Here is a 20787-nt window from a genome sequence, read left to right as displayed (position 1 = left end):
ACCCGGGCAACGGAACACAGGATTCCGGCAGTCGCCGAAGGGCCTCGGGTGCGATCCGCGCGAAAGCCGCATACCCTCCCGTACAGGGCTGTGCCGGGACAACGGCGCGCGGTGGTGCGGAGGCGTACGGATGCGGATTCGGCGGCTGGGTGCCCGGCTCTGCGCTGCCGGATTCCGAGCACTGCTGCCCCTCGCCCTCCTGGCCTCCGCCGCGCCTCCCGCGTCCGCCGCGCCCGCGCCCGCCCGCCCCCTCGTCGACCCCCTCCCCCTCGACCGGGACGGGCAGGTCACCGACCGCGTCGACGCCCTCCGCGACCGGCGCGGCGACGTCGCCGACGCGCTCGAACGGCTCGACCGCGAGCAGCGCACCCGGCTCTTCGTCGCCTACGTACGCGACTTCTCCGACTTCTCCGCCCAGGCCTGGGCCGACGCCACCGCCGAGCGCAACGGGCTCGGGCGGCACGACGTCCTGCTCGCCGTCGCCACCGGCGACCGCCGGCACGCCGTGTCCGCCGCGGCCGGCTCCGGGATCTCCGCGCGCGACACCGACGCCGTCGACGCCCGCGCCGTCGAGCCCGCCCTGCGGCAGAACGACTGGGCCGGCGCCGCCATCGGCGCGGCCGGCGGGTACGCCGCCGTGCTCGACGGGCGGCAGGTGCCCCCGCCCGACGTCACCCCCGGGCCCACCTACCCCGGCGGCGCGCCCCGCGGCGAGTCCGCCGAGGGCGACGTCAGCCCCACGGACTTCGTGGTGCCGGCCGCCGCCGTGCTCGCCGTCGCCCTCGGCGCCGCCCTGTACTTCTCCCGGCGGCGCCGCGCCGCGGGCCAGGCTCCGCCGCACTGGCCCCACGACGGCGTCAGCACCCCCGACCTCGACGCCCGCGCCAGGGAACTCCTCGTCGAGACCGACGACGCCGTGCGCACCAGCCAGGAGGAACTCGGCATCGTCGCCGACCGGTTCGGCGAGGCGGCCGCCCGGCCCTTCGCCGAGGCCGTCGGACAGGCCGGGGCCGAACTGACCGCCGCGTTCCGCCTGCGGCAGGCCCTGGACGACGCGTCCCCCGAGGACGACGCCGCGCGCCGCGCCATGCTGGAGGAGATCCTCGCGCACTGCACCGACGCCAACGCCCGGCTCGACGCCGAGTCCGACGCCTTCGACCGGCTGCGCGCGCGGGTGCCCCGGGCCCCGCAGGCCCTCGCCGCCGCCGAGGCCGCCGCGCGGCTGCTCCCGGACCGTATCGGCGCCGCCGAGGGCACGCTCACCACGCTGGCCGGCGCCTACGACGCCGCGTCCTTCGCGGCCGTCGCCGGGAACCCCGGCGCCGCCCGCGACCGGCTGCGGTTCGCCACCGGGAACCTCGCCCGCGCCCGCACCGCGCTGCGCGCCGACGACCCGGCCACCGCCGCCGTCCACGTACGGGCCGCGGAGAGCGCCGTCGACCAGGCCGGCACCCTCGTCGAGGCCGTCGCACGCCGGGAGCGGGAGCTGCACGAGGCCGCCGCGCGGCTCACCGGTGCACTGCGCGACATGCGCGCGGACCTCGCCGACGCGCAGGGCGCGCTGCGGAGCACGGCGGCGGACGAGCCGGACACCGGTCTGCGGGAGCGGGTCGCACGGGCGCAGGCGGTGCTGGCGGAGGTGACCCGGGAGATGGTGGAGGGCCCCTTCGATCCGCTCGCCGCGCTGCGCCGCGTGGAGGAGGCGGACGCGGCGCTGGAGGAGGCGCTCGCCGGGGCCCGGGAGCGGGCGGACGCCGGGCGGGCGGGCCGGCTGCTGGACCGGGCCCTGGTCGGCGCGCGCAGCTCGGTGGCCGCCGCCCGGGACTTCGTCACCACCCGCCGCGGCGGCATCGGCCCCGCGGCCCGTACCCGCCTCGGCGAGGGCGAGCGGCACCTCCGGCAGGCCGAGGAGCACGCCGGCACCGACGCGGCCGGCGCCCTGCGGCACGCGCAGCGCGCGGACGAACTCGGCCGCGAGGCGCGCCGGCTGGCGGAGCTGGACCTCCGGGGCTTCGACGGCTCGTACGGCGGCGGGCCCTTCGGCGGCCCGTGCGGCGCCGGCTACGGGGGCGGCGGACGCGGCGGCATGGGCACGGGGCTGCTCGGCGGCATCATCCTCGGCGGCATGCTCGGCAACGGCTTCGGAGGCAGCCGGGGCGCCGGCTTCGGGGGCGGCTCCGGCCGGGGACCCGGCAGCTTCGGCGGCGGGGGCACACGGGGGCGGATGGGCGGTGGCGACCGCTTCTAGGAGCTTCCCTTTCTACGGAGTCCGCGGTACGCGGCGGCCTGCGGCACGCGCGTACGCCCCCCACCACACCGAAGGAGACCTACCCATGCCCGGCAAGCAGACCACCCTCGGCCGCACCCTCCGGCTCGCCCGCGCCGACGTCCTCGCGCTCGTCGACCAGGCCGAGGACCCGCGGAAGATGCTCGACCAGCTCATCCGCGACTACTCCAACAGCATCCGCGAGGCCGAGCAGGCGGTCGCCGGCACCATCGGCAACCTGCGCCTGATGGAGGCGGACCACAAGGAGGACACCGTCGCCGCCGACGAGTGGGGCGCCAGGGCCCTCGCCGCCAGCCGCAAGGCGGACGAACTGCGCGCCGGCGGCGGTGCGGCGCAGGCCGAGACGTTCGACAACCTGGCCCGCAAGGCGCTGGAGCGGCAGATCACGGCCGAGAGCGAGGCGATGGCCGCCGAGCCGCTGATCGCCGCGCAGACGGAGGTCGTGGAGAAGCTGACGCGGAACCTCGACGCGATGCGGGAGAAGCTGGTCGGCCTGGACTCGCGGCGCGACCAGCTCCTCGCCCGCACCGGGACGGCGGAGGCGCAGACCAGGATGCTCGACGCCGTCGCGAGCATGGACGTCACCGACCCCACCGCCGACCTGGGGCGCTTCGAGGCGAAGATCCGCCGCGAGGAGGCCCGCGCGGCGGGCCGGGCGGAGCCGGCGGACTCGCCCCTGGACGCGCAGTTCGAGCGGTTGGACGACCTGGGCAAGAAGGCGGAGGTCGACGCCCGGCTGGCGCGGCTGAAGAACGGCAGTGCACCGTCGGCCGGCGACGGCCGGGCGGCGGCCTGACCGCCGCCGCGCGCGGCGTGCGCGGCTGCGCCGCTCAGCTGCTCGGCCACCGGTACGGCCCCGCCTTCGCCACGACTGCCCCGCTGCGGAAAGTTATCCGCCGGGAGGGCGCGCGCGCTCAGAACGCCGACAGCAGGGCCTCCTCGTCCAGTTCGGCGCCCGGGCCGCTGCCGGGCAGCGCCAGTTCGTACCAGACGGTCTTGCCGCGGTGCGTGCGCCTGCTGCCCCAGTTCTTGCTGAGCATGCTGACCAGTTGGAGTCCGCGCCCGCCCTCGTCGGTGTCCCGGGCGCGGCGGCGGCGCGGCTGGACCAGGTTGCTGTCCCACACTTCGCACACGAGCGTGCGGCCCAGCAGCAGCCGGATCCGGATCTCCGGCTCGCCGCCTCCGCTCCGGCCGCCCTCGCCGTGCCGGAGCGCGTTCGTCACCAGCTCGCTGACCAGCAGCTCGGTGGTGTCGATCAGCGGCTCCAACTGCCAGGCGGCCAGCTGCGTACGGGCGTGTTCGCGGGCGAGCGCGACCGAGCGGGGCTCCGCGGGCAGCAGCCAGTCGCCGACGGTGTCGGCGGGCAGTCCGCGGATACGGGCCATCAACAGGGCGATGTCGTCCTCTCCGTGCCGGGTGTAGAGCGTGTCGAGCACGTGGTCGCAGACGTCCTCCAGCGGCTGCGCGGGGTCGCAGAGCGCCTTGCGGAACTCCTCCAGGCCCTCGTCCAGTCCGTGGTCGCGGGACTCCACGAGGCCGTCGGTGTAGAGCGCGAGGAGGGCGCCGTCCGGCAGCTCGACCTCGACCTCCTCGAACGGCTCGCCGCCGACGCCGAGCGGCATCCCCGCGGGCACCTCCAGCAGCAGCGGCGGCTCGCCGGGCTCGACCACGACGGGCGGCAGGTGGCCGGCGTTGGCGAAGGTGCAGCGCCGGGTGACCGCGTCGTAGACGACGTACACGCAGGTGGCGAGGTAGACCTCGTCGGAGACGCCGCCGAGGCCGCCGGCGATCTCGTCGAGCGCGGCGAGCACCTCGGCGGGCTCCAGGTCGAGCATGGCGAGGGTGCGTACGGCGGTGCGCAGTTCGCCCATGGCGACGGCGGCGCGCAGGCCGCGGCCCATGACGTCGCCGACGACGAGCGCGGTGCGGTGGCCGGGCAGCTCGATGACGTCGAACCAGTCGCCGCCGACCTCGGTGGCGGTGTTGCCGGGCAGGTAGCGGCAGGCGATGTCCAGGCCCGCGGCCTCGGGGTCGCCGGGCGGGAGCAGGCTGCGCTGGAGGATGAGGGCGCGGGAGTGCTCGCGGCGGTAGAGGCGGGCGTTGTCGATGCAGACGGCGGCGCGGGCGGCGAGCTGTGCGGCGAGGGCCGCGTCGCGTTCGCCGAAGTCCTCGCTGCCGCGGGCGCGGGAGAACTGCACGAGACCGACGACGGTGTCCCCGGCGACCAGCGGCACCGCGAGCGTCGTCTGCACCAGGCCGCTGTCGCCGCCGGGCACCCGGCGCACCTGGGCGGTGCGCAGCGCGGCGGCGTGCGGCGAGTGGAAGTCGAAGCGGTGGGTGGAGCCGACGGCCGTGACGGGGGCGTCGGAGACGGCGCTGGCGAAGGCGACGCGGCGCAGCTCGGCGCTGCCGTCGGCGAGGCCGGGGCGGCCCTCGTCGCCGTCGAGGAGGCTCTGGTAGACGTCGACGCAGGCCATGTCGCAGAACTGCGGGACGGTGACGCCGAGCAGCTCGCGGGCGGTGGTCTCCAGGTCGAGCGAGTTGCCGATGCGGGCGCCGGCCTCGTTGAGCAGCGCGAGGTTGCGGCGGGCGCTGGCGGCCTCGCTCTCGGCGCGGCGGCGCCGGGTGATGTCGGAGACGACGGCGGCGACGCCCAGGGGCCGGCCCGTACGGCTGTGGACGCGGTAGAGCGATATGGACCACCTGAGGCTGCCCGGCTGCCCCTCGCGGGCGGACGGCGCGGCGGAGCCGGTCTGGGGGTCCTCGGGGGCGGGCCCGAGGATCTGCATGTCGGTGACGGGCTCGCCGGTGTCGAGGACCTGCTTGAGCGCGGCGGTGACGCGCTCGGCCTCGCTGCGCGGGAGGTAGTCGCGGGGCGTGCGGCCGGTGTGGGAGGCGACGCTGCCGCCGAAGGCGGCGGCCACCCGCTCGTTGACGCGGACGAGCCTGAGGTCGGTGCCGAAGAGCAGGAACCCCATCGGGGCCTGGCCGAAAACGGCCTGGGAGGCGGCAAGGTCGGTCTCGACCCGGCGCAGCGCGTACGCGTCGAGGGTGAGGCACACCGCGCCGCGGGTGCCGCCGATGCCGGTGGTGGGCATGACGTAGAGCTCGGCGATGCCGTCGACGGGGGGCTGCCCGGCGCCGCCGGGTCCGGCCGGTCTGCGGTAGGGCAGCAGGCCGGTCCACTCCCGTCCGTCGAGGATCTCGGCGACCTTCTCGCCCACGTCGGCCCGCAGCTCCTCGGGGACCAGCGCCTCTACGGCATCGCGGCCCAGCACCTCGGCGGCGGAGATGCCGAGGAGCTCCTCGGCACGGGCGCTCCACTGCTCGATGTGCCCCTCCGCGTCCAGTGCGAAGGAGGCCACCTTGATGTGGTCATAGATGGAGCCCGGCGGACTGCTCTGCCAGAACGGTGCTCCCACGCGACCGCCCCCTTTGCTGATCCTGCTCCGGGTACGCACCGCAGAGTATGCGGGAAGATCCGTATCCGGAACATGGTCGTCAGGTCACGGGTTCGGAACGCCCCACCGCTTCCGGTCCCGCTCACCGCTGCGTCTGCGAAGTGGTGCCCGCCCGGCACCCTGCACTACGCCCCCGCACGCCCCCTTCCGTACGCCGAAGAACCCTCCCTCGTACGTTCTAACCAGCGGACCCCAGCTCGAACCACACCGTCTTGCCCATTCCACCGCAGCGGGTTCCCCAGCGGAGCGCCGCACTGGCGACGAGCAGCAGTCCGCGGCCGCCCTCCTCGTCCGGTGCGGCGGTACGGAGCAGCGGCGGCACCGGCAGCGGGTCGGAGACCTCGACGCGGACGCCGCCCGCGGCGTCGGGCCCGCCGAGGGGGCGCAGGCGCAGGCCGACGGGGCCCGGGGCGTAGCGCAGGGAGTTGGTGACCAGCTCGCTGACGAGCAGGACGGCGAGGTCGGTCACGGGGTCGAGGTGCCAGGTGCGCAGGGTGTCGCGGACGACGGCGCGGGCGGTGCGCACGCAGCCGGGGTCGGCGGGGAAGGTCCACTCGGCGAGGCCGGCCGCGTGCGCGAGTCCGGCGGCACCGGCGGGTACCGCGGGCACGGCGGGGCCGGAGAGGCCGGCCGCGGGGGGCGTCCCGGCGGGGGCTGCGGGATCGCCGAAGCCGGGGAGGGCGGAGGGATCGGGAAGCGGGGGGAACGGCGTCACCGCGGCGTGGCGGAGGAACGGGGGGTTGCTCACGCCTACCACATCCCAGCGCAGTTCTGTCGGATTTGTCCGACTTAAGGGGAGTGATAGGTACATACCCGCTTTGGGCGAAAATATCACCTACATGCGCACGGGAAGCTACACGGCGTTGGCGTCCCCGCCGCCGGCATGCTCCACCCGGTATATCTGCCGTTGCTCCGCGGGCCCGAAACGGGAGACCGCGCGCTCGGCCTCGTCACGCGTGGCGTACCGGCCGACGCGGTAATGGTTGCCGTTGCCGTCCTCGCGGACGATGACCCACGGGCGTGCGGCGCCACTGTCACCCGCACCCATAAAGCCCACCCCAGGAATGTCTGCCCAGGGCACACACGGGACGACTGCGGCCCCGGAGCACCCTGCTTGCCTGCCGAATATGCCAGAGCTTACGCCCGGCATTCACTCCCCGCATACGGCTTTACACGAGAAGTACACTTCTCGGCCGAAAGTTCGAATCGGGAAGGGGGAATCAGGACAGGGAAGATCCGGAGAAGCGGCCCGCGGCCCGGACTACTTGACGGGCAGGTGATAGCTGACACGGTAGCGGTCGGCCGGAACGATGACATCCGCCGTCTCGACCGCCCGCCCCGAGGCGTAGAACGTCCGCTGGATGCAGAGCACCGGCTGCCCGGGCACCGCGCCCAGCGCCTGCGCCTCGTCGGCCAGCCCGGGGCGGGTGCCGACCTCCTCCACGACGTTGTCCACGACGACGTCGATGGCCGCCATCCGCTCCACCACGCCGCGGCCCGCGAGCGGCCCCTCCTCCGGCAGCATCACGGGCGTGCGGCCGGTCAGGGCCAGCGGCTCCCAGGACGTGGACAGCAGCACGGGCTCGCCGGCGGAGCGGAAGACGTAGCGCGTACGCATCACGGGGTCGCCGGCGCCCAGGTGCAGCCGGGCGGCGACCGCCCCCTCGGCGTGCTCCTGCGCGCTGCGCGACTCCCAGGAGCCGGCCACCGACTCGTCGGCCTGCTCCTGCCGGAAGGGCGTGAGGTCGCCGAGGCCGCGGTAGCCGGTACGGACCAGCCGGTGCGGCTCGGGCCGGGAGCGTACGTACGTGCCCGACCCGGACCGGCCCTCGACCAGGCCCTCGGCCATCAGCACCTTGCGGGCCTCCAGCGCTACGGTGTCGGAGACCCCGTAGAGCTGGCGGATCCTGGCCTGCGAGGGCAGGCGTGCGTGCGGAGGCAGTTCACCGCCGACGATCTTCCGGCGGAGGTCCGCGGCGACCCGCAGATAGGCCGGCTGCTCACCTAGAGGCACCGTTTCTTCACACCCCCGTCGCGGCGGTCGCCGTCCCGGCCCGCGCCGTCTCCGGCCTGCGCCGTTGCCGGCCTGAACACCCGCGAAAGCTTGGCAACCCGCGCCCGGGGCCCGCAACCCGAGGGGAGAGCTTTACGAGGCGTGTTCACCGGCGGGTGTGCGCTGGGGGCCGCGGCGTGCGCCCGCGCACGCGCAGAGCCGCTCGCAGGCCCGCTCGCGGACTCCTCTCACAGCCCGCCGGCGGACTCCCTCACAGACCCAGGACCGCCCGGGCGAGGAGGAAGTAGATCACCAGCCCCGTGGCGTCGACCAGCGTGGTCACCAGCGGGGCCGAGATCACCGCCGGGTCGATCCCCAACTGCTTGGCCAGCAGCGGCATCACGGAGCCGACCGACGCCGCCCACGCGCAGATCAGCACCAGCGACAGCGACACGGTCAGCGCGATCCGGCCGTCCGTCATGACCGTCGCCAGCACGATGCCCACGATGCCGAGCCCCACGCCCAGCAGGAACCCCACCCGGCACTCCCGCCACGCCACCCGCGCCACGTCTCCCGGGCGCAGCTCGCCGACCGCGATCGCGCGCACCGCGCCCGTCGCGGCCTGGGCGCCGACGTTCCCGCCGGTGCCGACGAGCAGCGGGATGAACACCGCCAGCTCGGTCACCTCCGCCAGCTCCCCCTCGAAGGCCTGCAGTACGCCCGCGGTGAGGGTGGCGGCGAGGATCAGCAGGAAGAGCCAGATGATGCGCGCGCGGGCGAGCCGGAACACCCCGACCGACAGGTAGTGGCCCTCGACCGGCTCGGCGCCGGCCTGGCGGGCCACGTCCTCGGTGTCCGCCTCCTCGATCAGCTCGATGGCGTCGTCGACGGTGAGGATGCCGACGACGCGCTCCTCGCTGTCCACGACGGGCAGGCCGACGAGGTTGGCCTCCTGCATCAGCCGGGCCGCGGTCTCGGCGTTGTCCGTGGCGTAGACGCGCGGGAACTCGGTGTCCACCAGCTCGATGAGCGGGCGGCCCGGCGGGGCCAGCACCACCTCCCGCAGGGAGACGACGCCGACCAGGTGCCGGCGGTCGTCGACGACGGGCAGCGTGTAGACGGTCTCGGCGTCCGGGCCCTGGGCGCGCACCCGTTCCAGCGCCTCGGCGACGGTGGACTGCTCCTTCAGCCGCACCAGCTCGGGCGACATGTACCGGCCGACGGCGTCCTGTTCGTAGCCGAGCAGCGGGGCGGTCAGGGCGCGTTCGCGGGGGCTGAGGCCGGCCAGCACGCGCTGGGTGAAGTTGGCCGGCGCCTCGCCGAGGAGGCGGGCGCGGTCGTCGGGGTCCATCTCCTCGACCACGTGCCGGAACGTCTGGTCGCGCAGCCCTTCGAGGATCTTCTGCTGGTCGCCCGCGCCCAGTTCCTCGAAGACCTCGACCGCGCGGTCCTTCTCCAGCAGCCGGAAGCAGAAGACGGCGGTGACCTCGTCGGCGCGGGCGAGTTCGTCGGCGACGACGTGCGGGGGGTGGTCGGCGAGCCACCGCTGCAGCCCGGCGACGTCGTTGCCGTCGAGGAGGGAGCCGAGGTCGGTGTCCGCGGTCATGCCCGTACCTCCCACCGCTCCGGCCGCTGTCCGGCTTCACCCTAGAACGTGCCGATTACCGGGCTGAGCAGGGGCATGCCGCCGGGTGCGCCGTCGCGTACGAACCCTTGACCCCTATTGGTCTAGGCCAATAGCGTTCGGCGCACCCGAGAGAAGCGCGATCTCCCGAGAAGAGGGTTTCCATGCACCGAAGACTCGTGCGCCGCCTGGCCGTGGCCGGCTGTGCGCTGTCCCTCCTGGTCACCCCCGGCCTCACCACGGCCGGCGCCACCGCCGCGACCCCGGACGGAGCCGCCGCCGACCGGCAGGCCGCGCAGGCCGGGAAGGGCGGCCACGGCGGGCACGGCGACCGCGGCGGCCGGGACGAGGCCCGGCGCGTCGGCTACTTCACCCAGTGGGGCGCCAGGGACCGCGGCTTCCTCGTCAAGGACCTCGTCACCAGCGGCACCGCCAAGCGCCTCACGCACCTCAACTACGCCTTCGGCAACGTCAGCCCGGACGGCAAGTGCTTCGAGGACAACATCCCGGGCGAGGGCGACGCGTTCACCGACTACCAGCGGACGATGACCGCCGCCGAGTCCGTCGACGGCCGGGCCGACTCGCCGCGGCAGCGGCTCGCGGGCAACTTCAACCAGATCCGCGAGCTGAAGGAGAAGTACCCGGACCTGAAGGTCATGATGTCGCTCGGCGGCTGGGCATGGTCCACGCACTTCTCGGACGCGGTCCGTACGCCCGAGTCGCGCAAGGAGTTCGTGTCCTCCTGCATCGACCTGTTCATCAAGGGCGACCTCCCGCGGATCGACGGCCGCGGCGGCCCCGGCAGCGCGGCGGGCGTCTTCGACGGCATCGACCTGGACTGGGAGTGGCCCAACTACCCCGGTGACGTCGACACCGTCTACCGCCCCGAGGACAAGGAGAACTTCACCGCGGTCGTCGCCGAGTTCCGCCGGCAGCTCGACCAGGTGGAGCGCTCGCGCGAGGGCCGCGGCCGGCACCTGCTGCTCACCGCGTTCCTGCCGGCGAACGCCAACGCGATGGACGCGGGCTACGAGACGCGCAAGCTCTTCCCCAAGCTGGACTACGCCACGCTCCAGGGCTACGACCTGCACGGCGCCTGGGAGAAGAACACCAACCAGCAGTCCGCCATCCACTCCCCCGACGACAGCCTCCAGCAGGTCGTCGACGACTGGCTGCGGCGCGGCGCACCGCGCGACAAGCTGGTCCTCGGCATCCCGTTCTACGGCCGCGGCTGGCAGGGCGTCGAAGGCGGCGGCGACGGCTACAACCAGCCCGCCGGGGGCGCGGCGCCCGGCACCTGGGAGGCGGGCTTCGAGGACTACAAGGTCCTGAAGGAGTTCGCGGCCTCCGGTGAGTACGAGGTCCACCGCGACAAGGAGAGCGGCCACGCCTGGCTCTTCGACGGCAGCACGTTCTGGACGTACGACGACCCGAAGGTCATCGCCCAGAAGGCCGAGTACATCGACGACCGCAACCTGGGCGGCGCGATGGTCTGGTCCCTGGACGGCGACGACGACGGCGAGCTGTACCGGGTCCTGGACCGCGGTCTGGACTGACCCGTCCCCCGACGAGGCGGTGCCGGGTCCGGGCCCGGCGCCGCCTCTTTCCCGCCTTTTCCGTCCTTTCCGTCTGTCCCGCTCCCCCGCCGCCCCGTTCGCCTCCTCCCGCTCCCCGCGGACGGGCCGGACGGGGTCGTGACGCCCCGTCATGTGACCATGGCGGCATGACCGACAGCGCTCACGCCGAGGCGGCGTCCCTCGCATCCCTCCCCGACGACTGGCACCGGGCCCTCGCGGTCGTCGCGCACCCGGACGACCTGGAGTACGGCACCGCCGCCGCGGTGTCGAAGTGGACCGGCGCCGGCAAGCAGGTGGCGTACGTGCTCGCCACCCGCGGCGAGGCCGGGATCGACGGGCTGGAGCCCGGCGAGTGCGCCCGGGTCCGCGAGGAGGAGCAGCGGGCCAGCTCCGCGGTGGTGGGCGTGACGGCGCTGGAGTTCCTCGACCACCGCGACGGCGTCATCGAGGAGGGCCTGCCGCTGCGCCGCGACCTCGCCGCGGCCATCCGCCGGCACCGCCCCGAGCTGATCGTCACCATCAACCACCACGACACCTGGGGCGCGGGGCCCGGCGCCCCGCGCAACACCCCCGACCACCGCGCCGTCGGCCGCGCCGTGCTGGACGCCGTCGGCGACGCCGGCAACCGCTGGATCTTCCCCGAGCTGCTGGAGCAGGGCCTCCTGCCGTGGGGCGGCGTCCGCTGGACCGCCGTCGCCGGCTCCCCGTACCCCACGCACGCCGAGGCCGTCACCGGGGACGCCCTGGAGCGGGCGGTGGCGTCGCTGACCGAGCACCGGGCGTACATCGTCGGGCTGGGCGAGGAGGACCCCCACGAGTACGCCCGCAAGCTCACCGAGGGGATGCTCACCGAGGGCGGCAAGCAGTGCGGCGCCGACCTCGCCGTGGCCTTCGAGCTGGTCCCCCACAGCTTCGAGGACTGAGCTTGACCTTGACGTGACGTCAACTTCTACGGTGAAGGCCCACCGACCGACCTACCGGCCGAGCGGCCGACCGGAGCGAGGAGCGGGCACCGCCATGGAGTGGTCCATCCAGGAGATCGCGCGCACCGCGGGCACCACGAGCCGCACCCTGCGCCACTACGGCGAGCTGGGGCTGCTCCGCCCCAGCCGCGTCGCGGCCAACGGCTACCGCTACTACGACGAGCACGCCCTCGTCCGGCTCCAGCGCATCCTGCTGCTCCGCGAGCTGGGCCTCGGCCTCCCGGCCATCGCCGACGTGCTCGACGGCGCCGGCCCCGCGGACGCCGCGGCCGCGCTCGGCACGCACCTGGAGCTGCTGGTGCAGGAACAGCGGCGGATCGGGCGGCAGATCGCGTCGGTGGAGACCACACTGCGGAAGCTGAGGGAAGGTGAGCCGCTCATGGCGGAAGAGGTGCTCGACGGGTTCGACCACACCCGGTACGAGGAGGAGGTCACGCGTCGCTGGGGGAAGGCGGCGTACGAGCGTGGCGACACATGGTGGCGCTCGCTGAGCGCGGAGGAGCGGGCCGGCTTCCAGCGCCGCCAGCGCGGCATCGCCCGCGACTTCGCCGCCGCGCACGCCGCGGGCGAGGCCCCGGACGGCGAGGAGGCGCAGGCGATCACCCGGCGGCAGTACGAGTGGATCAGCGCCGGATGGCAGGGGCGGGGACCCTCGGCGGAGGCGTTCGCGGGGCTGGGGCAGATGTACGTGGACGACCCGCGCTTCGGCGCGCACTACGACGGCCACGGCGAGGGGACGGCCGTGTTCGTACGGGACGCGATGCGGGTCTACGCGGAGCGCAACCTGGAGTAGCGGGCATGCGGGCGGGCAGCGCCCGTACGGGCGCCCCGTCCCGCGGCCCCCGGCACGCCGAAGGGCCCGCCGACGTCGTCGGCGGGCCCTTCCCCACGCCCCCTCATGCCGCCAGCGCGACCGTCTCGACCGCCGGCGTACGCAGCACCCGCCGCGCGGTGCCCAGCGCGGTGGCCATCGTCGCCGCCGCGGCCACTCCCACGACCGCCAGCCAGATCCCGTACCCCGCCGACGGCAGCACGTCGTCCGTGCGGGCCACCGTGAAGGGCACGACCCCGGCCACCGCCGCGAGCGTCCCGAAGAACACCCCGGTCAGCGTCAGCAGCAGCCCCTCCAGGCCGACGCCCGCCAGCACCTGGCCGGGCGTCGCGCCCGCCAGCCGCTGCTGGCCGAACTCGCGGCTGCGGTACGAGGTCGCCGCGTACAGCGTGTTGATCAGCATCACGCAGGCGAAGACCGCGATGATCCCGACGACCACGAAGTTCAGCGTCTCCAGGTTCTTGTCGTCCACCGACTGCGTCAGCCCGGCGGCCTCGATGTGGTCGTTCTCGACGGACTGCATGTACAGCGTCGCGACCGAGATGCCCACGAAGAGGACCATCGGCATCAGCACCCCGGACAGCTGCGCGGCCCGCTGTCGCAGCCCGTGCACCGTCAGGTAGCCGCTGCCCCCGCCGAACGCCGTCAGCAGCCCGCCGGTGAGCCGCAGCAGCCCGCCGAGCAGCGCCGGCGAGAACGCCGCGAAGCCGACCGACAGCAGGATCGCCCCGTACGCCGGCGGCGCCATGGCCTCCGGGCCCGCGTCGCCCATGGCGAAGCCGGTCACGCACAGGGCCGCGCCCAGGCCCAGCGCGGCGTAGCCGCCCCAGGTGCGCAGCCGGCGGCGCGGGGCACGCTGCTCGCGCGCCCTGGTGGCCCTGCGCACCGCGAGGAACGCGGCGCCGACCGACGCCAGCAGCGTGATGTCGATGCCGGACATCAGCGCGATGGTGCCGAAGGCGTGGTCGACGTCGTCCGCGACCTGCCCGCTGTCCTGGAACATGTCCAGCAGGATCCGCCCGCCGAGCATGCCGGGCACGATCGCCAGCAGCGAGCCGACAAGGCCGACGACCGCCGCCTCGCCGACGATCATCCTGGTGATCTGCGCGGGCGTGGCGCCGGTGGAGCGCAGCAGGTCGATCTCGGTGGTGCGCTGCCGTACGGCGACCGTCAGGGTCGAGGCGACGGCGAAGAACACCAGCAGCGAGCCGTAGCCGCCGACGACCATGGCGGCGGTGGACAGGGACTCCGAGCTGACGTCGTCCACGCCGTCGGCGCCCGCGGTGTCGAGGAGCGAGTTGAACATCATGATGATGGTCGCGCCGAGGAAGGCGGACAGGAGCGTGGCGGCGAAGCGGCCGGGCCGCTGCCGGATGGAGCGCATCGCGAGCGAGAACATCGGTCAGACCCCCATGGGCGCGGAGTTGCGCGGGTCGTGGTGCGGGGCCCGGTGCGGGCCTTCGGCCTCGTACATGTCGCCGAGGTGCGTCATGCGCTCGGCGACGGCGTCGGCGGTCGGGGCGTTCAGCTGCCCCACCAGCCGGCCGTCGGCGAGGAAGAGCACGGAGTCCGCGTACGAGGCGGCCACCGGGTCGTGCGTCACCATCACCACGGTGCGGCCGTCGACGCGCACGGTCTCCTGCAGCAGGCCCAGCACGTCGCGGGCGCTGCGGGTGTCCAGGGCGCCGGTCGGCTCGTCGGCGAAGACCACGCTCGGCGCGGCGACGAGCGCGCGGGCGATGGCGACGCGCTGCCGCTGGCCGCCGGAGAGCTGGTCGGGCCGGTGCCGCATCCGGTCGGCGAGGCCGACGCGGGCCAGCACCTCGCGGACGCGGGCCCGGTCGACGCGGCGGCCGGCGAGCTTGAGCGGCAGCACGGTGTTCTGCGCGACGTTCAGGGTGGGCAGCAGGTTGTACTGCTGGAAGACGAACCCGATGCGCTCGCGGCGGAACTTCGTCAGCTCCGTCTCGCTGCCCCCCGTCATCTCCGCGCCGTCGACCATCACCACGCCGCTGTCGGGCCGGTCCAGCCCCGCGGCGCACTGCAGCAGCGTCGACTTCCCGGACCCCGAGGGCCCCATCACGGCGGTGAACGACCCGGCCGGCAGGCTCAGCGTCACGCCGTCGAGCGCGGTGACGGCCGCCTCCTCGGCACCCCCGGTGCCGTAGACCTTGGTCACCTTGACCAGTCGCAGCGCCTCGTGCGGCGCGCCGCCGTCGACGGCTCCGGCGGCGGTCCCGCGGCGCCCGTTGCGTCCGAACATCGTCTTCACCCCTCGTCAGGCGGCACTCCCTGTGCCTGACTACGAAGCTACGGACGGTGACGGGCGCGGGCACTGGGCGCACGACCCCAATGGGGGGTGGTGTTACGTGCACCATCCCGGGTGCACCCGGGTGCGGGCCTACCTGCGTCCGGGCGCCGCCACCCCGCTGATCTCGGAGCCGATGGCGCGGTCCATCACGTCGAGGCCGACGAGGTTGAAGGGCTTGTCGAGGGTGCGCATGAGGGAGTCCTGGGAGGGCCGGTAGATGCCGTACTCGTACTGGCTGCCGCCCTGGTAGGCGCCGATGACGCCGCCGTCGGGGGTGCTCTGCCCGAGGTACGACGCCCACTTGGACCCGGTGGGGTCGGTGGTGACGTTGGGTTCCCGGGGTTCGCCGCCGGGGTGGGTGGTGCCCGGCGTGTAGTACTCGTCGGCCAGGCCGCCCACGGAGTGGCCGAGTTCGTGGATCGCGATGCGTCCGGCCCGCGCGTTGCCGCCGGCGACGGTGGCGAGACTGGGGTAGCCGGCGCCGCCGTACTTGGCGGTGTTGCCGAGGGCGACGATCGCGTCGGCGCCGGGGGCCTCGGCGGCGTAGGCCTGCGCCTTCGACTCGCTGAGGCAGAGCAGCCGTTCGATGCCGGCGCAGAAGAAGCCCATGTCCATGGCGGTGTCGCGGTTGATGCCCTGGGTCGGGTCGTTGTCCACGCCGGACTGCGCGGAGACGACGTTGACCAGCCACACGTTGGTGTTCTGGCGGTGCTTGTCCCACGGCGCCGTGGCGGCGATCTCCTGCCACTTCGCCTCGGCCTGCTCGCGCAGCAGGCCCATTTCCGAGGCGGTGTACCCGTCGCCCACCATCACCAGGTCGAACCGGGAGCCGGGCGGCCCGGTGTCCTGGATGGGGACGACCTCGGCCGCCGCGGCCGCCCGGAGGTCGGCGGGGCTCGGGGCGTCCTCGGCCTGCTCGGGTATCTCCACGCGGGTGGCGGTGCCGTCCGGTGAGAACACCTCCCGCCACTCGGTCGGCCCCGCGGAGCCGGCGGGGTCCTGGGCTCCGGCGGGGGCGGGTACGGCGGCGACTCCCGCGGCGCACAGCAGGGCCGCGGTCAGCAGAAGGGAACCTTTTCGGCGCATCAGCGCCCTCCGAGTCCGTCTCGTGGGGGGTGACGGCCGGGGTCCGGGGCGGACCACGGCCGTGGACGGGGTCGTGCGGGGATGCCGTGAGTCGCAAGTCAGTGCGACAACTCGCCGGTTCACGCTAGTGAGATGACGCGGGCCTGACAAGCCACAGATGCTCGTTTGACCTCAAGTGCGGTTCAGGTCGGAGGGTGGGGGGTGCCACCGACGAAAGGGAAGAACTGTGATCCTGGTGACCGGAGCAACAGGCAACGTAGGAGGTCAGGCGGTCGCGCAGGCGCACTGGGCGGGCCTGCCGGTACGCGCGCTGGTGCGCGACCCCGCCCGCGCGGACTTCCCCGCGGGGGTGGAGGCCGTACGCGGGGACCTCGCCGACCCGGCGACGCTGGGCGCGGCCTTCGCCGGCGTCTCGGAGGTCTTCCTCGTCTGGCCGCTGCCCACCGCCGACACCGCCCCCGCCGTCCTCGACGCGGCGATCGCGGCGGGCGTACGCCGGATCGCGTACGTCTCCGCCTGGGGCGCCGCGGACGACCCGGACGAGGAGCCGGAGGGCATCCTCGGCTTCCACACCGCCATCGAACGCCTGCTGCGGGCCTCGCCCCTGGAGTGGACCCTGCTGCGCGCGGGCGGCTTCGCCGCCAACACCCTGCACTGGGCGGACCAGATCCGCGCGGGCGACGTGGTGCACGCCCCGTACGCGCAGGCGGGCCGCTCCCTCATCCACGAGGCCGACGTGGCCGCGGTCGGCCTGCGCGCACTGACCCACGAGGGCCACGCCGGCCAGACGTACCACCTGACGGGCCCGGAGACCCTGACCCAGGCCGAGCAGGTCCGCACGATCGGCGCGGCACTGGGCCGCGACGTCCGCTTCGAGGAGTCCCCGCCCTCCGTCGCGCGGGAGGCGTACGTGGCGGCGGGCCTGCCCCCGTCGTTCGCGGACGGCATCCTGGAGGCCCACGCCGAGCTGGTGACGCACCCGGAGCCGGTGACGGACACGGTGGCGGAGGTCACGGGCCGCAAGGCCCGCACGTACGCGGAGTGGGCCCGCGACCACGCGGCGGACTTCGGCGCCTGACCCCCTCGGCGCGCGCCGTCGCACCCGCGGTCGCGCGCGCCGTGGGCCGGCCGGCAGGTCGCCGGGCCGCTGATCAGCGGCCCGGTCGTCGGGCCGCCGGTCAGCGGACCGTCCAGCGGTAGCAGCGGGTCACCGTGCCGCCCGAGGGGTGGGGGAACGAGGCGGTGCCCAGGGCCTCGCCGGTGTCGGTCAGCCAACTGGCCTCGCTCTCCACCGCGCCGCGCGGGAGGCCCAGGTCGACGACCTCGCCGTGGCGCCAGTAGACCGCGCGCTGGCCCTCCTCCGTGAAGCAGTGCCCGGCCGCGTCGCCGCGGTCGTTGAGGGCCGTGGCCGTGGTGCCGTAGAGGGCTTCCGGGAGGGTGGGGAGGGGCTTCAGACCGTGCCGCGAGGTCCAGAGGAAGGGGCCGTCGGTGGCGTCGCTGCGGCCGATGACGTCGCCGCGGGTGTTGAGGAAGCGGCCGTCGAGGGGGACGCTGCTGGCGCCGCCGTCGAAGCGCGTGAAGTCCGTCAGGCGCTCGCCGTCCCAGACGAACGCCCGCCACTCCCCCGTGTCGCCCTCCGCAGAACCGGCCACCACGCCGCGGGCGTTGACGCCCGCGCCGAAGACCGGGCGGTACGCGCCCGTGAGGCGGGTGAGTTCGGTGACCTCGCCGCGGTGCCACAGGAACGGGTCCCGCGACCAGGCCATGAAGCGCACCTGCCCGGCGATGACGTGGCCCCCCGCGCCGAGCGCGTCGGGGGCCGCGTTGACCGCCTCCGGGTCGGGGGGCGTGATGCGTACGGGATCGGCGGAGGCGGCGGGGCGCAGGACGTACAGGCCGCCGCGCGGGGGGAGTTCGGGGTCGGCCTGGAACTCCGTCTGGGTCTGGACGAGGACCCGGCCGCGGTCGTCGATGTGCGAGCCCCACGCGCGGTAGTCGCCGCCCGCCAGCACCCGCCGGGGCGCGCCCCCGCGGGTCCAGGCGACGGCGTGGGTGCGGTCCTCGTCCGGCAGGTAGTGGTAACCGACGAGCGCGCCGCGCGCGTTGACGCCCTGGAGGGTGTACGAACCGGAGGCGTGCAGCGCGCGCGGCCGCCGTACCCGCCCGCCGTGCCACGCCGCCTGCACCTCCTCGCCGTCGGGGCCGAGCGCGCGGCCCACGGCGCGGCCGGCGGGGTGGACGTACGACAGGAGCGTCATCGGCAGCGAGCCGTCCGCGTTCGCCAGGGGGCGGGCCACCACGCGCCGGCCAAGCGCCGCCGCCTGCCGCGGGACCAGGGCCGCGATACCGCCCGCGGCCACGCCCGTGAGCAGCGTCCGCCTGCCTATGTGCCGGTTCTCGGGCACGTCTCTCCTCGGAGTCGGGTGTCCGTGGGGGGAGACGCGACCGCCACTGTGGCACGGAGCGCCGCGTGTGCGCTACGCCCTCAGGGGTTCGTCCACGCGTCGGGGTCCTCGGCCAGCTCGTGCACGTACCCCGGCAGGCGCGCCGACGCCACGTCCGCGAGCGTGACCTCCCCGAGGATGTTGCGCACGTTCACGCGCAGCGCGATCCACAGCGGCAGCAGCGACTCGGCGGGGCCCACGTACGACAGCTCCGGCGGCCGGGCCCCGCGCACGGAGACCAGCGGCCCCTCCACCACCCGTATGACGTCGGCGATGGTGATCTCGTCGGCGGGCGCGGCGAGGCGGTAGCCGCCGCGGCCGCCGCGCTGGCTGACGACCAGCCGGCCGCGGCGCATGTCGCCGAGGATGCTCTCCAGGAACTTGTGCGGAATACCCTGCGCGTCCGCGATGGCCTCCGCCTTGACCGGCGCGTCCTCCGTCGCCGCCGCCAGCTCCAGTGCCGCGCGCACCGCGTAGTCTGCTCGTGCCGAGATCCGCATGCCGGTCATTATGTCTGCACGGCACCCCCGTCCAAGCCAGGGGCATGCCCACCGCCCGGTCCGTGCCGAGCGGGCTCTTCCTCGGGTGGCGGGTCCGGGAGGGGGATCAGGGCGCGGACGCGGTAGCCGCCGTGGGGGCGGGGGGTGGCCTGGAGTGTGCCGCCGTAGACCGCGAGGCGTTCGCGCAGGCCGATGAGGCCGCGGCCGCTGCCGGCCGCGGCGCGGGCGGTGGTCCGGCCGCCGGTGTCGGTCACCTCGACGCGCAGTTCGCCCGGCGCGTGCGCCACCGCGACGGCGACGGAGGCCCCGGCGGCGTGCTTGACGGCGTTGGTCAGCGCCTCCTGCACGACGCGGTACGCGGCGAGGTCGACGCCGGCCGGCAGCGGCGCCTCGGGGGTGCCGGTCACCGACAGTTCGACGGGCACACCCGTGTCGCGTACGCGCCCGGCGAGGGCGGCGAGTTGGCCGAGGCCCGGCTGGGGGGCCAGGTCGACGTCGAGGGCGGGGTCGGTGGTCGCCGCCATCGTCAGCAGCCCCATCACGTGCCGCAGCTCCGCCATCGCCGCCCGCCCGGCGGCCTCCACCGCGCTCATCGCCTCCCGCGCCTGCTCCGGCGACGTGTCGAGCACCTTGCGCGCCGCGCCCGCCTGGATCGTCATCATGCTGACGTTGTGCGTGACGACGTCGTGCAGTTCGCGCGCGATCCGCGACCGCTCCTGGTCCACCGCCAGCCGCGTCGCCGCCTCCTGCTGCTCCTGGAGTGCGCGCAGGCGCTGCTGCCAGGTGTGGATCGCGTTGGCGGCCAGCCCTATCGGCAGCAGCACCAGCAGCGGTACGAACCCGCGCCCCACCTCCGGCACCACCCCCGCCGCCGCGAACAGCGGCACCCCGGCGACCAGGCCGACCAGCGCCCTCCTGCGGTACGGGCTGTACATCACCGCGCTGTACGCCCCCACCACCCCGGCGGCGAACGCGAACGCCGTCGCGCCCCGGGCCACCTCGCCCAGGTGGAACGCCGAGGCCGCGGCGAGCACCGCGCAGAACGCGGTGAGCGGGTAGCGGCGGCGCAGGACCAGCGGCAGCGCGGTGAGCGCCGCGAGCGCCAACTCCCAGCTCCGGGCGGGCGGCAGCACGTGCTCGATGACCGGTGGCGGGGGGTACTCGTAGGCGGGGGGCGGCACTTCCCGCCCGGTCCCGTCGCGCTCGGGCACCCCCGGCGAACCGGGCTCCGGAAAGAGCGGCGAACCGGGCTCGGGCACCCGCGGCGAACCGGGCTCCGGGAACAGCGGCGAACCGGGCTCCGCGATCCCCGGCCGGCCGGGTGGCGGCGGCCCGATCTCGCGCGGGCCGACACCGTTCGGTCCGATCTCCTGCGGGGCGTCCTGGCGCGGCTCGAAGAACGAGCGGTCGAGGTCGGCGACGACCGTGCCCACGGACAGCACCAGGGCGAGCGCCACGTCGGCGGTCCAGGCCCACCGGGACAGCCGCGGCGGCACGCCCCCGCCCGTACGCGCCCGCGCGAACCACCCGCGCGCCCGCCCCGCTCCGCGCCCGTACCGCCCGATGACCGCACCCGCCCACGTCACCGCCTCAGTGTGCCAACCCGTTCCCGGCCACCGGATCCACCGCGGGGCCCACCCCTCGTCCACCCGGCGCCTACATCGCGCGGATGACGCCGCCCCGCATCGG

17 protein-coding genes are annotated in these 20787 nt (G+C 74.9%); 6 read left to right on the top strand and 11 right to left on the bottom strand.

Annotated elements, in window-relative coordinates:
- The first annotated feature begins 130 nt into the window (after window positions 1–130).
- On the top strand, window positions 131–2248 hold the full coding sequence (locus tag LG396_RS13240) for a TPM domain-containing protein (protein WP_225794926.1): 2118 nt from the start codon (window positions 131–133) through the stop codon (window positions 2246–2248).
- Between the two features lie 85 nt (window positions 2249–2333).
- Window positions 2334–3083 (top strand): PspA/IM30 family protein, encoded by a 750-nt coding sequence (locus LG396_RS13235; RefSeq protein WP_225794925.1) that lies wholly within the window; start codon window positions 2334–2336, stop codon window positions 3081–3083.
- A 118-nt stretch (window positions 3084–3201) separates the two neighbouring features.
- On the opposite strand, the gene LG396_RS13230 is transcribed toward LG396_RS13235, so the two are convergent.
- The 5 genes from LG396_RS13230 to mgtE form a co-directional block, all read right to left on the bottom strand.
- Window positions 3202–5709: a SpoIIE family protein phosphatase gene (locus tag LG396_RS13230; RefSeq protein WP_225794924.1), complete on the bottom strand. Its 2508-nt coding sequence runs from the start codon at window positions 5707–5709 to the stop codon at window positions 3202–3204.
- A 217-nt stretch (window positions 5710–5926) separates the two neighbouring features.
- Entirely contained in the window at window positions 5927–6358 is a 432-nt protein-coding gene (locus LG396_RS13225) for an ATP-binding protein (protein ID WP_225795062.1), read from the bottom strand.
- Between the two features lie 243 nt (window positions 6359–6601).
- Window positions 6602–6796 carry a hypothetical protein gene (locus LG396_RS13220; protein WP_018839393.1) on the bottom strand — a complete coding sequence of 65 codons (195 nt, stop codon included), beginning with the start codon at window positions 6794–6796 and terminating at the stop codon, window positions 6602–6604.
- Window positions 6797–7009: 213 nt separating this feature from the next.
- Window positions 7010–7762 carry a GntR family transcriptional regulator gene (locus LG396_RS13215; protein ID WP_018839392.1) on the bottom strand — a complete coding sequence of 251 codons (753 nt, stop codon included), beginning with the start codon at window positions 7760–7762 and terminating at the stop codon, window positions 7010–7012.
- 250 nt (window positions 7763–8012) lie between these two features.
- On the bottom strand, window positions 8013–9347 hold the full coding sequence (gene mgtE / locus LG396_RS13210; RefSeq protein WP_037740721.1) for a magnesium transporter: 1335 nt from the start codon (window positions 9345–9347) through the stop codon (window positions 8013–8015).
- 182 nt (window positions 9348–9529) lie between these two features.
- Here mgtE and LG396_RS13205 point away from each other — a divergent pair, with 182 nt between their 5' ends.
- The 3 genes from LG396_RS13205 (at window position 9530) to LG396_RS13195 (ending at window position 12718) form a co-directional block, all read left to right on the top strand.
- On the top strand, window positions 9530–10921 hold the full coding sequence (locus tag LG396_RS13205; protein WP_225794923.1) for a glycoside hydrolase family 18 protein: 1392 nt from the start codon (window positions 9530–9532) through the stop codon (window positions 10919–10921).
- Window positions 10922–11088: 167 nt separating this feature from the next.
- A complete protein-coding gene (locus LG396_RS13200) occupies window positions 11089–11865 on the top strand; it encodes a PIG-L deacetylase family protein (protein ID WP_225794922.1) in 777 nt (258 codons plus the stop codon).
- Between the two features lie 94 nt (window positions 11866–11959).
- The gene (locus LG396_RS13195; RefSeq protein ID WP_037740716.1) at window positions 11960–12718 is read left to right on the top strand and encodes a MerR family transcriptional regulator; all 759 of its coding nucleotides are present in this window, start codon (window positions 11960–11962) and stop codon (window positions 12716–12718) included.
- A gap of 103 nt (window positions 12719–12821) precedes the next feature.
- On the opposite strand, the gene LG396_RS13190 is transcribed toward LG396_RS13195, so the two are convergent.
- The 3 genes from LG396_RS13190 to LG396_RS13180 all read right to left on the bottom strand — a co-directional run bounded on the left by LG396_RS13190 (window position 12822) and on the right by LG396_RS13180 (window position 16154).
- Complete coding sequence (locus LG396_RS13190; protein WP_225794921.1) at window positions 12822–14156, bottom strand: ABC transporter permease; 1335 nt, start codon at window positions 14154–14156, stop codon at window positions 12822–12824.
- A 3-nt stretch (window positions 14157–14159) separates the two neighbouring features.
- Window positions 14160–15020: an ABC transporter ATP-binding protein gene (locus LG396_RS13185; RefSeq protein ID WP_225794920.1), complete on the bottom strand. Its 861-nt coding sequence runs from the start codon at window positions 15018–15020 to the stop codon at window positions 14160–14162.
- Window positions 15021–15158: 138 nt separating this feature from the next.
- On the bottom strand, window positions 15159–16154 hold the full coding sequence (locus tag LG396_RS13180) for a M64 family metallopeptidase (protein ID WP_225794919.1): 996 nt from the start codon (window positions 16152–16154) through the stop codon (window positions 15159–15161).
- 226 nt (window positions 16155–16380) lie between these two features.
- Here LG396_RS13180 and LG396_RS13175 point away from each other — a divergent pair, with 226 nt between their 5' ends.
- Window positions 16381–17232 (top strand): NAD(P)H-binding protein, encoded by an 852-nt coding sequence (locus LG396_RS13175; protein WP_225794918.1) that lies wholly within the window; start codon window positions 16381–16383, stop codon window positions 17230–17232.
- Between the two features lie 100 nt (window positions 17233–17332).
- On the opposite strand, the gene LG396_RS13170 is transcribed toward LG396_RS13175, so the two are convergent.
- The 3 genes from LG396_RS13170 to LG396_RS13160 form a co-directional block, all read right to left on the bottom strand.
- Window positions 17333–18559, bottom strand: coding sequence for a hypothetical protein (locus LG396_RS13170; protein ID WP_225794917.1), 1227 nt, complete (start codon window positions 18557–18559; stop codon window positions 17333–17335).
- Window positions 18560–18639: 80 nt separating this feature from the next.
- Window positions 18640–19098, bottom strand: coding sequence for an RrF2 family transcriptional regulator (locus LG396_RS13165; protein WP_026276574.1), 459 nt, complete (start codon window positions 19096–19098; stop codon window positions 18640–18642).
- 8 nt (window positions 19099–19106) lie between these two features.
- Window positions 19107–20684, bottom strand: a complete 1578-nt coding sequence (locus tag LG396_RS13160; protein ID WP_225794916.1) for a histidine kinase — start codon at window positions 20682–20684, stop codon at window positions 19107–19109.
- Window positions 20685–20787 lie beyond the last annotated feature (103 nt).

Source organism: Streptomyces aculeolatus, from assembly GCF_020400605.1.
In the GTDB taxonomy this organism is placed as follows: domain Bacteria; phylum Actinomycetota; class Actinomycetes; order Streptomycetales; family Streptomycetaceae; genus Streptomyces; species Streptomyces aculeolatus.
Note: the sequence above shows the minus strand (reverse complement) of the source record. Positions and strands in the feature narration are given on the sequence as shown.